We start from the raw sequence: 16,395 nt of genomic DNA, 5'->3' as shown, positions 1-16,395 counted from the left end.
AGCGTTATTGTCGATATAAGGTAAAGTGGCCTATGAACTCGCGATCGTCATTTTCGCCATTAAGACGTATCACGTACCAGTAATCTCCTGTTGGTAACGGTTTTCCATCGTATTCTCCATCCCAACCTTGGGTATCCCGAGTCATCTTTTCCACTACTCTACCATAACGATCATAAATGGTAATTAGTACATCTGGGAAGCCTTCCATATTATCTGGAATCCACATATCATTTAGGCCATCTCCATCTGGAGTAAAAAAGTTTGGCATTTCAATGTCAATGAACTCCATGAATATCTCTGCAGAAACTTCACAGCCATTCTGATCTATTACAGTTACGGTATATGTGTCTGTTCTATTGATGTAGAAAGTATTGTCCGTACCATTGTTACGATCATCAAAATAGAAGGTATACTCTTCCACCCCACCAGATGCAACAGCGGTGATCTGGTTGATGTTGTTGTTTTCAAGAACCAAGGTCAATGGCTCATATCCCTCTATATTGAAATCGTATGTGGCCATACAACCATTTGCGTGTGCTATAGTGATGTAATGGTTACCAGGAGCCATGTTTCTAAAGTCTGAAGACAATTGCATATCCGCTGGATTGGTTGAATCCAACGCATACAACACATCAGCAGAAACAGTTGGGTCTTCAAAAACAATATCCAAGAAATTATCGGGGATATTTCCAGTACACTCATACATGGGTGTAACTATTGCGTTCAGATTAACACCAGGTTCTATTTCCACAAAAACATTGGTCTCACAACCTAGGGCATCACGAACAAACACCACATGGGTTCCAGCGGCCAAATCTTGGAATACCGTTTGATTCGGCACAAAATCAGCATCCGCATTGGAGTTCAAGGCTGTCTCGTACGGAGCCGTACCACCGGTAATCTGCAATTCAAATGCACCATCAGCACTGTTAAAGCATACTTCGTGCATAATGTTGATGGCCTCGGCCTCTAAAGGCTGGGGTTGAATTATCTCAAACTGGAAGGTCATGAAACAACCATTTCTATCTTGAGCGATTACATCGTAAATACCTGGAGCCAAATCCGTGAATGTATTTTCTGTATCAAATTGGTCAAGATTAGGTGAAATGGCATAGAAAATCTCACCAGTTCCTCCGGAAACCTCAACAGTAATGGTACCATCGTCCATACCCGCACAGGTAACATCAGTTGAGCTTTGATTATCAACTTGCAATGGAGCAGGGTCAATAATGAGAATCTCGTTCGACACCTCTTCACAATCCTGACTGGTGACGCGCACAAAGTAGCTTCCGGCTGGGAGATTGTTGAAGGTACCATTGCTTCCTGGACCGCTCAATAGATTGGTCAAGGCGGCATCACCAAAGAGTTCATATTGGTAATTGCCCAGACCTCCAGTAGCTTGGGCCCTAATACTTGCTGTAGACTCACCCATACAGTTGATAAAGGCCGCAGAATCATCTATGTTGATGGTCAATGGCGGAACCATATCGATACTCACCTGATTTGAGATTTGCGAAGTACAACCTCCAGGAATGTCACGGACATAGTATTGGTAAATTCCAGCACCCACTGAAATGGTTGCGGTATTACCTGTCATTGCTGTCCATGTTGTTTGATCTAAGCTGTATTCATACGAACCTGAACCTCCAGCCGCTGTCAATCTGATTTCGGCTTGATTTAAACAGGTCAATGCACTCAATTGAACCAGAGATGCCGATACCTGATTGGGTTCAGAAATGGTAACAGGGAGCGTTTCCACATCACAATTCCAACCATCGGTTACGGTGATGCTGTAGATTCCAGCACCTAAATTGTTGAAGGTATCGGAAGATTGCTCTCCAGAAGTAAATACAATTGTTGTTCCAGTGGCATCATAGATATTTAACTGATATTCATAAACCCCTTCTCCACCGGCTTCATTTTCAGCCCAGATAGATGCAGTGGTATCTCCGTAACAGGTCAACATAGTTGTTGAAGCTGCTATATCGGAAGTGATAAATGCCGGCTGAACCAAAGGTATCGGCTCGTTGATTACACATCCGTTGTTATCTGTAATCTGAACATCAAATATACCTGCGGACAGACCACTAAACAAATTGCTGTATACATTGTTAACAGTATACACTTGTGCAGTGGTTGTGTTGGTCAATACAACATCGTAAGGAGGATATCCGCCTGTAGGGGAGACCAATATTTCCCCTTGATTATTGGTACAGGTAACACTAGCTACTTGCTGAGGAGTTACGGCCAATGGTGCACTTGGTGAAACAATGGTTATGGTATTGGAATCTTCTACACACAATGGATTTGCGGTTTCGGTAACACGAACAAAGTAATTACCACCTACCAAGGCAGGGTCTGTAATGGACAACGGATTGGTTGTGGTATTTGCACTTCCGGTTATACCCGTTGTGGTACCGTTAGAACGGAACACCTCATAATCATAGGTTCCAGAGTACCCAGTTACATTGATTTCAAGGGTGCCAGCACCGCCAAAACACACTGCAGGAGCGGTAGCCGTGGCCACCACATCGATTAGGTCATATGGAGCTATGGTATATGGAGCTGTGTTTACGTAACAACCTGTTGCATTATCGGTTACCCTGAAGGTATATGTACCCGGGTTTGTCAATTCAAAAGTAGCTGTAGTATTGCCTAATATTGTTGGAGCTGATCCGTAAGGATTTCCAATAGGCAACAATTCAAAGGTATAGGTGTTAGCCACATCGCCATTATCTGAAACCGTCAACAACACTTCTTCAGGATTGGCACAACTAATGGCCACATTCTGGGTTACACTTACAGTAAAGGCATTGATTGTAGGAATCATTACGGAAGCCGTTGTGGTACAACCATTGGCATCCCTAACATAGACCGTAATATTTTGGTCAACCCCAGTATCAATCACAGTAAATGTGTTGGAAGCCTGGAAGTTGGTATTGTTCAAACTGTATGCGTAATTCGTTGTACCGCCCACCGGTGTAACGGTAATTGTTGAGGTGCTCACGGAGTTGTTTGGATTACACACAAAATCCGTAGCTGTCGCTGTAGCAGTCAACACCGCTGGTTCTGTAACCGAAGCATCATAGAAATCCTCGCAGGCTCTTGAAGAAATTACACGAACTCGGTAATCTCCAGCAGGAAGGTTATCAAAGATGGCACTGCTTTGTGCAAAACGGTATGGCGTAACCAAATCTGACATTTCATAAAGCTCATAGGTATACACCGGATCTACCACAGAGGCAGGATCCAATACCACGGTCAAACTACCATCAGAACCACCAAAGCAGTTCACAGGGTCCATTATGACATCGTCAATTATGGGGATAACCCTATCGTCCAACTCTTGTGTAACGGTTACCGTACATGGCGTAGCCGTATCGTTATCCGTTATGGTAAAGGTGTATATACCAGGCTGTGTAAGTCCTGTGAACACGCCAGTTGCATTGGTAAGTGTTGTAACAGCGTCTGGGAAAAGAACGTCATAGGTTAAGTTGGATGAACCACCACTCACATTTACGGTGATTCTTCCCCCCGGATCTACGGTACAATCAATAGGTTTTACTACGGTAGTGGTCGCTACCATGGCATCCAAGAGTTCAACTGGCCCAATGGTTGTGGTACAAGTCCATTGATCGGCAATCAACACCTCGTAACTTCCAGCACCCAATCCAGTGAAAACAGGGCTGGTCTGAGGTGAACCAACATTAGACCCATTACGGATAAGCTGATAGGTATAGTTACTGCCTTGTCCTCCTGCAGTTCCAATAACTTCAATCTCTCCTTGAAGGTTGGTACAGTTGTCCTGATTGATTTGCAAGGTTGCTGTGATTGGCGTTGGGTCAGCCAATACAATGTTGTTTTGTACCATTTGCTCGCATCCACTGGAATCCATCACCCAAGCCTCGTATGTGCCAGGAGCTAGCGTACCAAAAGATGGGCTGGCCACATAGTCACCAGGCCCTGAAGGAGCAGAAGTGCCCACATAATAACTGTAACCTCCCCAGCCTCCGGCTACGTTGATAATTTCAATAATACCATCGTTGCCAACACAGGTTATTGGAGTAACTTGAGTAGTTCCGCTGATTGCAGCAGCAGGTCCAGCAATGGTGAATGATTCTGCATATACACAAGCAGAACCAGGAGGGTTGGTGTCTGTAACCTCAATATAGTATGTTCCAGCTGCCAAGCCTGTAATGGTAAAGTTACCATTGGCATCAGAGCCAGTAGTGGTTACATCATCGGCTAAGTTGGCTGGGGTGTTGTTGATGTCGTAATATAAGGTGTAGCTGGTCGCACTTGCATAGGTTACACTTGAAGCGTCAACCAAGTTCAGTTCAACTTCACCATCTGTTGCACCAAAGCAGGTAATGTCAGTAGTGCTTACCACATTTAAATCCAATACCTCAGGATCGGCAACGGTATGTGATACGCCAATGATACACCCTGTTACGGAGTTTCTTACTTCAAAGTTATGTGTTCCCACGCTCAATCCAGTAAAGCTTCCAGAAGCTTGGAACACACCGGCGGGTAACAATCTAAACTCATAATTTCCGGGTGTTGTTGTGGAATTGGTGATAGAACCGGTTGCGGTGATGGTAATATCTTCACCGGTAACGCAGGTAGCTACAGCATCAACAGCAACATTGGCAGATAACAATTGATCGAAAGGAGCAATGGTTTCTGTAGTTGTTCCGACACAGCCATTCTCATCATATACGTTGATGATGTAGCTACCTCCGGCCATATTGGTTTCTGTGTAGACATTGTTAGATCCGGATTGGACCACAACATCATCACCTGTAGCTGGGGTGCCTTGGTCATTGATGAACTCATAGATCACATACGTACCACTTCCACCTGTAATTGAACCTGTGTCCACTGTAATAGTGGAATTGTCCCTATTGTTTCCAGAGGTACAACCAAATTCAACCACACTGGCATTTACGTTAGCGATTGGGTCGGGTTGGGTAATTACCTGTGTTTCAGTTGCAGTACAACCGTTTGCAGCAGTTATCTCAATGGTATAGGTGATTCCGGCTGCGGTTCCTTCCAATCCCGTGAATGTAGCCGTAGTGGCATTGCTCGTGGTTGGGGCAATTGGGAACGAAGCAGAACTACCTGGGCCTGAAATGATTTCAAACGTATACGGTCCTGTGCCATTATCAACAGCAGCCACCGAAATGGTACCGTCTGCATCTCCATTACAGGTAACGTCATCAAAAGAAGTAATGTTGAAGGAAGGTAAAATGGCAGGGGGAACTGACACATTAAATACCCTTGAACATTCTGGAGAATCGGTGTTATTATCGTAAATGGTTATGGTGTAATCCTCAACCGTTGTTGTGCTGAATACAAAAGGATTACTTGGCAGGGTGGTTCTGCCCACTACAACACCTGAACCATCTGAAATTTCGTAATCATAGCTTCCAGCAAATCCTAGAATGTCACCAGAACCTTGAAGTACATCAATGGTAATTTCGGCATCTGGACTAACGGAACAATCCAACAATTTGGTCAATGTTGCACTGGCTTGAAGCAGTGGGTACACCGTAACATTGCTGGTGGCAATACATCCGTTGCTGTCCAAAATGGAAACATTATACGTTCCGGGAGCAATATTGTTGAAAATACCGCTATTGTCTTCGTAGGTGGTACCACCATCCAAAGAATAGAAGATTTGTGGGGCCACACTGGTTGCAGAAATGGTCACTGTAGCAGGTGACATACAGTTATCCACTGTAATATTATCTATGGTTGGGTTTGGGGTCAAATCTAAGATTACATCGCCCAATGGAGTAGCACAACCATATTGATCCTGCATGGAAACAGAATAGGTTCCTGCTGGAGAATTGGCGGGAATCTCAATAGGGTTATCCGATGTGGCCACAATGGTTGTGAAAGGAGCAGGTCCAGTTACAGTGTAGGTATAGATTCCACCACCACCAAGAGGGTTTTGTACCTCAATAAGTCCAGGTGTATCACAACTAATGTCCTGAAGCACATTTGGTGTTCCACTCAATGGGTCGAGCTCTATAAGCAACTCATTTTCTGTTGCACCAACACAGCTATCATTGTTTGAACCGTCAACCTCAACAACTTCTATAAAGTAGTTGCCTGGGGCCAAATTGGTTATGGTAACATCTTGTTGTGGAGTTGAGAAAGGAACTATTCCCCCACTGTCCGTTACAAAAACAGCAGAACCAGAGCTCATGTCGTACAACGTCCATCTAAACTGTGTTTCAAAAGGAGCTTGATTATCGGTTACTGTATAGGTGATACTTCCGTTGTTTGCACCATTACAGCTTGGAGTTATACTTGAAGTAATCTCCAAAGGAACGGTGATGATGTCATTCACATTTACGTTACTTTGACGCACACAGCCCGCATTGTCCCTAACATAGAAAGTATACGTTCTTCCGGGCACCAATCCTGTAAATGTATGGGTGGTTCCCAAAGGTAATGGTGCAGTCCAAGTTGCGGTGGCAGGGTTAAAGTTGGCGGGGTCATCTGAATACGCATATTCATATGGTGCCGTACCGTTCTGTCCCCTTACGGTAACTTGTAGCTCATTACAATTCACAATGATGGGCAATATGGTAATGTCCAAGTCATCCAATGGGTATGGAATAATGAAAGGAGGAAGGTCTGTCTGACAAATAGTATTGTTTGAGCCATCCACAGTTCTCATGGAAGGATAAACAGTTTCACCTGAGGTATAACCTGTAAACTGATCGGAAGTTCCAGGGTTGGAATTGTCGCCAATCCATGTAGCCCCACCATCATCACTAAATTGAATGGTTCCCAAAGTGGTTGGATATCCAGAGAAACCAAAGCCGAAATCATTTGGGTCACCGGTACACGTGGCAGGGGTAACTCCTGTTACAACACCAGTAAGCTCATCTGGATTATTTATTGTCTGTGTCTCGGTAATGGTACAACCCGTTGCATCGGTTACATTAATGGTGTAATCCCCGGGCATTAGGTTGTAATACGTTCTACTTGAAGCCAACACATTGGTATTGGTCTGGTTAGACGCACCTCCGTTATCCACATCAATAATTTGTATGGTGTATGGACTGATTCCTGAAGTAATGTTAACCAAAATGGAACCTGTTCCATCATGACACTCAGGATCCGTTGGGGTAACCGTCATGGTTAATGGAGTGGCTGGGTTCACAGTCACTGTTTCCATAAACTCACAGAAAGGAACTGTAGCCGAGTTGTCGCGAACATACACATCATAAACACCATCATTACCTGCGGTGACAGGGAATACATTGGTGGTGGAGAAAAGTCCGGTTGGGTCACCACCATTCAATACAAAGGCATATTCCAAGTTGGGAACACCTCCTGATGCATTAACAGTGATACTTCCATCTGCACAAGTACTGATGTCAACAACATCCACAGAAGCTTCCAAAGCGTCTTCAATGGTGATGTTTTGTAGGGTGCCCACACATCCAAAACCATCCCTAACATTAATGGTGTAGTTTCCGGAGGCAAGCCCAGCAAAGGTATGTGTTGTGGACGCTGCAGGACTTGGAGTGATCCAAGGGCCACCATTGAGACTAAATTGATAATTTCCATTACCATCCGTAACATCCACTTGTATAGTTCCGTCGTTATTTCCGCTGTAACATGCTGTTGGAGTGGAAGTAAAGGTTATGGTTTCTGGTGGTATAACTGTAATGACAGCATCGGTTGGGTCTTCACAAAGGTTGGTATCCCTGACCCTAACAATATAATCTCCCGCAGCCAATCCAGAGAAAATAGGGGAAGACTGATAGGCCACTAAAACACCTCCAACGTTGTCCTCTAATTGGTATTGATAAGCTGGCGTTCCTCCTGTTGCAGAAGCAGTAATAGTTGCTCCACCATTGGTACACGTCATTACACTGGTAACCGAAGCAGAAGTTACCAATGGATTGGGTTCCGTTAAAGTTTGATTTAAGGTTGTGGTACACGAAGGATCTCTAAGGTCTGTAATGACGATGGTATGAGCTCCCGCAGCCAAACCGTTTATGGTTATTGGACTGGCAAATTGGGCAGCAGAAACCGCACCACCATCTACTTGGTAAGTAAATCCAGTTCCTGGCTCAAAGTTTTCGGCCTCAAAAGTAATGGAACCATCTGCGGCACTGTTACAAGTAAGGTTTGAAAAGGCAGTAATTCCAACATCAAAAGCATGCCCGTCCTCCACATTTACATTAACGGTCAATGTTCCAGAACACACTTCGGGAGTTTGGAAAGCTTCAATATCATCGATGGCTATATCGTTACCTCCCGTTACAGCGGAATTGGTTCGGATTACAATATCCAGATTGCTGTTGGCACCGGGATTTAGGGTCACACTGTAGTTCTGCCAATCGTTGGCACCATTGTTTTTTGGAACTTGGCCCGTAGTTGTACTGGCAATAACAGTTCCTACACCATCCACTAGTTGAATATCAATATCTGGATCAGCACCTCCTTGCCCATTGCGCAATAAATTGAAAGCCCACAAAGAAATGGTGATGTCGCGGTTAGCAACCACTTCAATATTTCTTTTGGCATAGATGATTCCGTTTGGTCCTACTGCACCACCAACGTTCATAGCCAAGAATCTACCGTTGGCCATTCCTGAATGATCATTAGGACTTAACCAACTGCCATAAGGGTTTACAATAAGTTGAGTTACTGAATATTCCCCATCTTGAATATGGGTGTCCGTGCCAAAACCACAAAGACTTGCACTACCATCTTGGGGTTCGTAGCAATAGGCAGGGTCTACTTCTGGAATACTGGTGTTGGGTCCGGTTCCAAAAGTTTCCAGCAACAACACACTTGGGCTTGGGGCTGAATTACTGGTATAGTTTACGGTTACGGTATGGCTTCCAACCGTAACATTGTTGAATACGTTTGAATCTGCAGGGGTGTTTGGAGTTCCATCCAGCTCGTAGGTATAATCAAAATCTGCACTATCTGGAGTAAGTGTCACAGTACCTTCGCCATCACATTCGTAGTCAATGGTAGGGGTTACATTTGGCGGCGTTGGCTCTGGATCTATGGTCACCGTCATCGGGTAGGTACATAGATTGGCATCCCTAATATACACGGTATGGGTTCCCGGTAACAAATAGCCGATAGAGCTTGCACCATAGCTGGTTCCACCATTAAAACTGTACTCGTAAGGAGCAGTTCCACCAATGGCATTGGTGATTCTAACTTCGGCACCCAACCCTGGATTGCACTCTGCCAATTGCGTAACAGCAGCAGATGCGGAAAGAGTCAAGGGTTCGGTAATGGTATAAATTTGATTAACGATACAGTTATTGGCATCCCTAACCCTGATGTTGTAACTACCAGCGGCTTGGTTTACAAAGGTGTTTGAAGCTTGGAAAGTCGCCCCATTGTTGATACTGTATTGATAAGGAGCTTCACCCCCTGAAGCGGTGATGGTAATGGTGGCCTGAGCCTCACCACTACACAAGATTCCTGAATCGGATACAGAAATGGCTAAAGGAGGGTCTTGGGCAACTGTAATATCGTATGAGGCTTGACAATATCCGGCATTACCATTGTTATCACGGACATACACGTCATAATCTCCAGCACCGGTTACCGTAACCGGGTTGGTGGTAGAGAAATCCCCAGCATTAGGGGTAACCCCATCAACAACTACTGCATAGACATAACTTCCATCACCACCAGCAGCGGTAATGTTAATATCGGTGTCAGTGGTACATGCGGTAATGTTTGGAGCGGAAGCAACAACACTCAACTCTGGGTCAATAGTGATTGAAGCTGTGTCCGTACAGGTATTTCCATCCCTAACTTGGATGGTGTACGAGCCAGGTCCCAACCCAGTGAATACGTTATTTGTACCAAAAGGACCACTATTAAGGCTGTATTCATAATTACCATCACCACCAGAGGTAACGTTGGCAGTCAAGGTAAGGCCTACAGCGTCATCATAACAAATATCATTAGGTACAATGGCTAAAACAGGAGGTACGGCATCAATAATATCAAATGTGTCTGTAAAAACACAACCATTGGCATCAGTAACAGTATAGGTATAGGTTCCACCGATGGTCAAGTTGTTGAAGAGACCATTGGCTTGCGGGCCAAAAGTTGCTGGCCCAGCAGTAATTTCATAAGTGTAACTACCCCATCCACCTGAACCGGTAATGGTCACAGACCCCGGTGAAGGACAGGTAGGCTGTGTAACCGACTCACTGGCTGTTAAAGCTGAAGGAGGTGCGTTGATGGTTACATTAGCAGTATCGGTACAGTTGGTAAAGTTGTCTGTAACGGTGATGGTATAGGTTCCTTCCGCCAATCCGTTCAATGAGATTGTATTGTTGGTCTCTGCAGTTCCCGAAAAAGTGGCTGGGCCTGTTACGGAGTAATCATAATCCGTGTTGAAGTTGCTTATGGTGTATAACAATTCACCATCAGAAGCACCAAAACAGGTAATGTTGCCTACAAGTTGACCCACCACGGCAATTTCGGTAACTGGATCTATGGTGAATGATTCATCATAGGTACATCCTTTATCATCTGTTACCCTAAAAATGTATGTATCGGGGGCCAATCCATCAAAATCTGCTGAACCGCCAGAAGTTGAGGTTGCAGCAATGGCAGAAGGCGAGATGATTTCAAAAACAAATGGAGTGTTTCCACCAACCACAGAAACGGTAACATCCGAAGTAAATACCGGGCAGCTTGGGTTGGAAGCCGTAAATGTTAAATCTGTTGGAGGGTTTAATGGATCTAAAGTAATGGGATTTGTATCCAAAGTACATCCGTTGGCATCCCTAACAGTAATGGTGTAGGTGCCACTTGTCAATCCTGTGAAGGTTTCAGCTCCCGCACCGCTAACAAAGTTTACACCATCAATACTGTAGGAGTAAGGAGCAGTTCCCCCAGTTACATTCTGCGCTTCAATGACACCATCTTGCAAACAAGTATAATCCTGAATTAGAGCTGCAGTTCCTGAAATGGCTGTTGCCGGCGCAGAAATGGTGTGGTATTCAAAATAATCACAAGAAGCACTCCCTTTCCTTTGGTTTACCACTATGGCGTAATCACCATTGGACAAACCAGGGAAGTTACCTGAGGTGTTAGTGGCCAAGGCATTGGTAATGTCATAGTTGTTTTCATCAAACCCAGTAGCATCAAACAGATAATAAGTAAGTTGATATCCGTTGTCGTCAACAAGATTAAATTGAATGGAACCGGAAGCATCGCCATTACAAAGCACATGGTTCACAGAAGTTGCATTGTACTCCGCTTCTGGCCTAAGCTCTATGGAAACCGTGTTTGAAATGGAATGACAGTTGTTACGGTCCACCACCACAAAGGTGTAATCCCCTGGATCATAGATGTCAAAAATTTGACTGGTCTGATAGGCCGAACCGGGAACATCGTTTACGGTTGGGTATGAGATTTGCGTGATACCATTCGTGTCCACAAACCTCCAAATCGCATAGGTGTGTGGGGTTTTACCTCCTGTGGACTCCATTAAAATATTCCCTTCTCTACAGGTAATATGCTGTGAGATTCTAGCCTCTAAATCAAGGTCTGTGGTATCCTCTATTGTAACTTGTTCGGTATAACTACATCCATCATCGGTTGTAACGGTTACATCATAGACTCCTGCACCAAGGTTTTCAAAAGTGTAATCGTTGTCCATAGATGGACCAAAATCATCCACGGAGACACCACCTTGAAAAATTTCGTAATAGTATTGGGCCTCTACATTGAGGGCGGAAATGGAAATCTCTCCCAATCCATTACAATCCACTTCTTTTGTGGTCACATCAACTTGAAAGTTTCTGTCTAGAATACCAATATTGTCCAGAACAAAAACGCATCCATCAGTAACGCCTTGTTGCCTCATTTCAACGGCATAGGCACCATTGTTGGTTATGGTAAATGTTTGACCTGTTTGGTATGGAACCAAAACGTTCCCGTTAGTCTGGTCAATCAATCGATACTCATAGTTAGCAGGCATATTTGTAACGGTGATGAATCCATCGGTATCACAAATTATGTCCTCTGAAATGTATTGTGGGTTCAAGGGGTTCTTATATATATTGAAGTAGAACCGGGTAAAACATCCGTTCTGGTAGTTGATGACCAAGCGATATTGACCAGAATTAGAGGCCAAGAAATCGTTTCCGGTATCAACCGTGTTCCAGGTACAGCCCGTATTGGTGTTAGCGCAGTCTTGGGTTGATGCAGCACAGCTGGCTTCATCCAATTGTTCCCAAACAATGCTCTGCGCATCTGGAATGTTTACTTGGATCAACTCGGTATCATTAAGACCGCACAAGAAAATCTCGGGGAGCTCACTTCCGTCATTGGGGCAAACCACAATTTCACCATCAACCGTGTTGGAGGTGTCATTAATTAACGCAGTAATAGGGTTGGATTGGACACTTCCAAAGAGCTCCACAGTAATGATTTCCATAAAATCCTTACAAGGGTCGGCTACTTGTTTATCTACCAAATAGGTCCCGATTTCGGTAACCAATAGGGTACTTGGATCACCATCTGGATCGCCATCGTTGATCACAGTGTCTGTTCCAAGATCTATCTCGCTGTTTCCGTTTTCATCACGGTACCAGATATAATTGTCAAAATTATCACCAGCGTCCAGAACAACACTTGTTCCGCACAATTGTACGGTTCTAGTGAAGTTACATGCACTTAAATCATCCAATAGAAAGTTGGTGGCTCCTGGGGTGGTAAACCCACAATCATCAAAATCGGATACACTGGGATCATCACTAATTTGGTTATCGTTAATTTCACCTTCGTAGGTGGAATACGCCAAGTTTTGAATAACATCAGTACAGGCGTCCACAAAATCAAAACAGTTTTCTGCAACCCGTACCCGCATTCTAATTTCTTCGATACCATCTCCTTCTTCCACTAACCCATCAGGAATGGAAAAGACCACTTCCCGAGTTAATGCATCGTAGGTATAGGTAACACCAGTGGGGACATCAATAGACGTTTCATCCAGGGTTACATTGGTTGGCAGTATATCACGGATAGTATAGTTCACAGCATCGTCATTTCCTGTATTCACGAAGGACAACACATAATCCAAATACTGACCCAAGTTTACTCCGGCACCAGTAATATCGTTTCCTGCAATATCCTCAACCTTTTTTTCCAAAACAATATTGGGCTCTATGATTTCTACCCCGAAAGTCACCAAGAATGCACCAAAGGCATCACCTTGGGTATAAAGCCTAAGGGTTGCATCGGTTTCTCCGTTGTCTATAATACTGTTGGAAGGGTTACTGATTTCAAAGATGTCAGAGTCAAACCCTAAAGTGTTGGTGGCATAGATATCCCGAGTAGTAACATCTACACCATCAATGGTAATGTTAGAGTTGAAAAAGTTGTTGGCGGGGTTTGCCGCATTGGAAAGACTGGTGAACCCTGGGTTCATAGGGGTCTCTATTCTAAAAGCGTCTCCAGTAATCCCTCTATCTCCTTCAACAACACTGGCGCCCAAACGTGCCCTAACTGGACCAACAGGAATGGTATTAAAACCTGAAACGTTGATATCTGCACTGGCACTTCCTGAAACACCGGCATATCCATCAAAAACAGAGATGTACTTTCCTGTAAGCGTGGGGTTTTCATAAATAACAACCAAGGTCCATCCGCCGGCACCTCCAACACTTACTCCTCTAGTTGCCCTAACGTTGGCAACGGTGTATTCCCCTTCTGGGTCTGCGAGGGCCTGTAAATGGTTGGTTACGTTTTTAAAACAGGTATATGGGGAGTCCTTAAAGTTTACGTCATCATGGATAATGGCATCCTCCTCACCTACGGGGTCAGGATTATTATCAGCTACAAGGTCAATGTAACTTCCGCCGGGCACCTTGAATTTAATGGCAGTAAAGTCTAACCTTTGCGTATCATTTGCGGGTAATCCAGAGATTTGGCTGTTGTTCAGCACTTCTTGTTGGTAATTCGCGGACCAGTATAGTCCGGCCCAATAAATTCTAGAACAGTCCGGTACTGAGAGGGTAGAGCTACTGGAACTAAAGGTTGATGGATCGCCATCAATATCTATATAATCCCTATGGAATCCGTTGTTGTTGGAACTACCGTTATAGGGGTCATTGGCATCATTGCTTCCATCCACCCTATTGAGGATGGCATTGGAAAGAAAGGTATAATCACCCTTAATGTTTATATACGAATTGTCTAACCTAGGTGTAAAAGGAACTTCTACCTGGGCTTGACCCGTATAGCCAACTAGCCAAATGCCAAGAAGGCAAATAACTGTTTTAAAGATATGGTTAGTCATGGTTAACTGTTAGTGTTTGGTTTTATTCGCATGATCCACATTTCGTCATCATACGAGGCGTTTAGTTTGGAGTAGTATGAGGTTAGCGCGTTATTCCAGGTTTCGTGTTTCTTTAGGTACACGTACCTGTGGTTATCTTCGGGATTGATAAAATAACTGGCGTTCAACCCCTTGGCGTTTAATTCTTTAACAAATCGATTGGCACTTGAAGCATTCTCAAACACATTGGCGATGATGTAATACCCAGAACCAATACCACCTATTTTATAAGTGCTATAGGCAGCTTTTGATTTGCCCAGCTTGGCTTTGGCTACATTTTTATGAAGTACATCGTCATCGTACTTTGAATCATTTGAATTGGTCATGGCACTGAATCCGCCAAAACCAGTGTTTCCATCATTAACGTTCATTACCCAAGCATCGCCTTGATAAGAACCATTTAAGTTGGAATGATAGGCGCTCAAGGCCTCTTTTTTATCTTTATATCCGTTCAGATAAACGTAGTTAAGGCCATTTTTTGGGTTGGTAAAGTACCCCGCTTCAATACCTTCTGATTGCAATTTTTCCACAAAAGCAGTAGCATTGTCCTCGTTCTTGAAAACATTGGCAATCAAATAATGCCCGCTTTCCACATTTGGAATGGCATGGGATTTAAAATGGGTTTTGGTTGCTTTTTTGGCTCTATAAGTCTTGTCTTTTTTAACTTCTGAGGTGCTAGCCATTCTAGAGTTGGCACCATTGTCATTTAGTCGGATGACTTTTTTGGCGGCAGTTGTGTTGGAAAGACCATGATTGGACAGGGGTTGGTTCTTTGTTGATACTAGATCGGCACTGTCCGCATTGGCAAAATATACTTCTTTGGCTTTTTCCTCTAGCTGAGGATTTTCGCCACGGGTTTCTCGACGCACCATTTTCATCACAGTTTCAAACCTTTTTTCAAGGTCTTGTCGCCTGTTGGTTTCAATGGAGTCTTGGCGCATTAAAAGCTCATCCAAGATGGCATCGTTTTCGGCCAATTTTTCTTTGAGCTGGGCAATTTCAAGGTCCTTGTCCGTAATGTTGAGGCTGTCTTGGGGCACGTTTTCGTTTTCCACAAGCTCCTCCCCTTCTTTTTCAAGCATTACGCGGTCTTCTGTCAGGTTTGGAGTGAAGGAATAGGCCAAGGAAATTTCGTGACTAACGCCAAAATTTTCAAAGTTGTTGGTCAAACCCTTTTCAACGGTATACCCTAGGGATAGGTTTTTGTTCAGATTGAACCCCAAGCCTGCAGATGCTCCATAGAAATCATCGTATCCAGCTTGAATCCACCCTAATTTTGGCAAATCCAAGATGAGGTTTCCGCCCAACACCAGATTCTCATCACCTACTTTACGAACACGCGCCAAAGGCATTAGCCGTGCTTGTTCCATAATCCCCGCTCCGTTTTCAAACTGATGGGTATATTGTAGGTGACCGGAATAGGTTTTCTCAGCAAAATCAGTTACGGATTCACTGTTTTTCAGATTGTAATCAAATAGGTTTTCGGCGAAACCACCAACATCAAACCTCCCAATGGAAAGGTTGAATCCAGGTTGAAAACTTACCAAGGAGCTACTTTCCAGCGTATTCAAGAAAGGGTCATCTTCAACCGCATTGGCCCTGTCTTGATTAAAGGCACTTTGATAATAGGAAAAGTTAGCTCCAAAAGTAAAGGAGGTCTCTTCGCCCAATCGCACGCCATATGCGTAGTTAGCGTGCACACCAAAGTTGTTGAAAAGTCCTTCGCGATTGGTAAATAATGACAAACCGACACCACTTCGATCACTTACCCTACCACTATAACTCAAGAAATATACCTGATTGTTGTCATCAAAAGAAACCGATTGGTTTCTATGAAACAAGTTGATATAGGACTTGTCCTCACGAACCGTTGAAAAGGTTGGGTTCAATAAAAATCTATTGAACTTCAACAGGTTCTGTGAAGGAATGTTATAGGGTACAAAGGGATCCTCCTCTTGTCCGTGAACTAGGTTCGCGGAGAAAAAAAGTAGCAAGAAGGATGTAAGTAATAGTATCGGTTTTTTGGTCTGCAT

Annotated in this window: 2 protein-coding genes; both read right to left on the bottom strand. The window is 44.0% G+C overall.

The window, feature by feature from the left end:
* Window positions 1-4: 4 nt before the first annotated feature.
* Window positions 5-14,323: a T9SS type B sorting domain-containing protein gene (locus tag ACFOWS_RS16435; protein ID WP_379766937.1), complete on the bottom strand. Its 14,319-nt coding sequence runs from the start codon at window positions 14,321-14,323 to the stop codon at window positions 5-7.
* Between the two features lie 2 nt (window positions 14,324-14,325).
* Window positions 14,326-16,395 (bottom strand): PorP/SprF family type IX secretion system membrane protein, encoded by a 2,070-nt coding sequence (locus tag ACFOWS_RS16430; RefSeq protein WP_379766934.1) that lies wholly within the window; start codon window positions 16,393-16,395, stop codon window positions 14,326-14,328.

The sequence above is a fragment of the Flagellimonas marina genome (assembly GCF_042651185.1).
Taxonomy (GTDB): Bacteria; Bacteroidota; Bacteroidia; order Flavobacteriales; family Flavobacteriaceae; genus Flagellimonas; species Flagellimonas marina.
This window is presented reverse-complemented; position numbering and strand designations above follow the sequence as displayed.

Coding starts and splice junctions, on each gene's coding strand:
- ACFOWS_RS16435 (WP_379766937.1), bottom strand. CDS start 14,323: ATGACTAACCATATCTTTAAAACAGTTATTTGCCTTCTTGGCATTTGG.
- ACFOWS_RS16430 (WP_379766934.1), bottom strand. CDS start 16,395: ATGCAGACCAAAAAACCGATACTATTACTTACATCCTTCTTGCTACTT.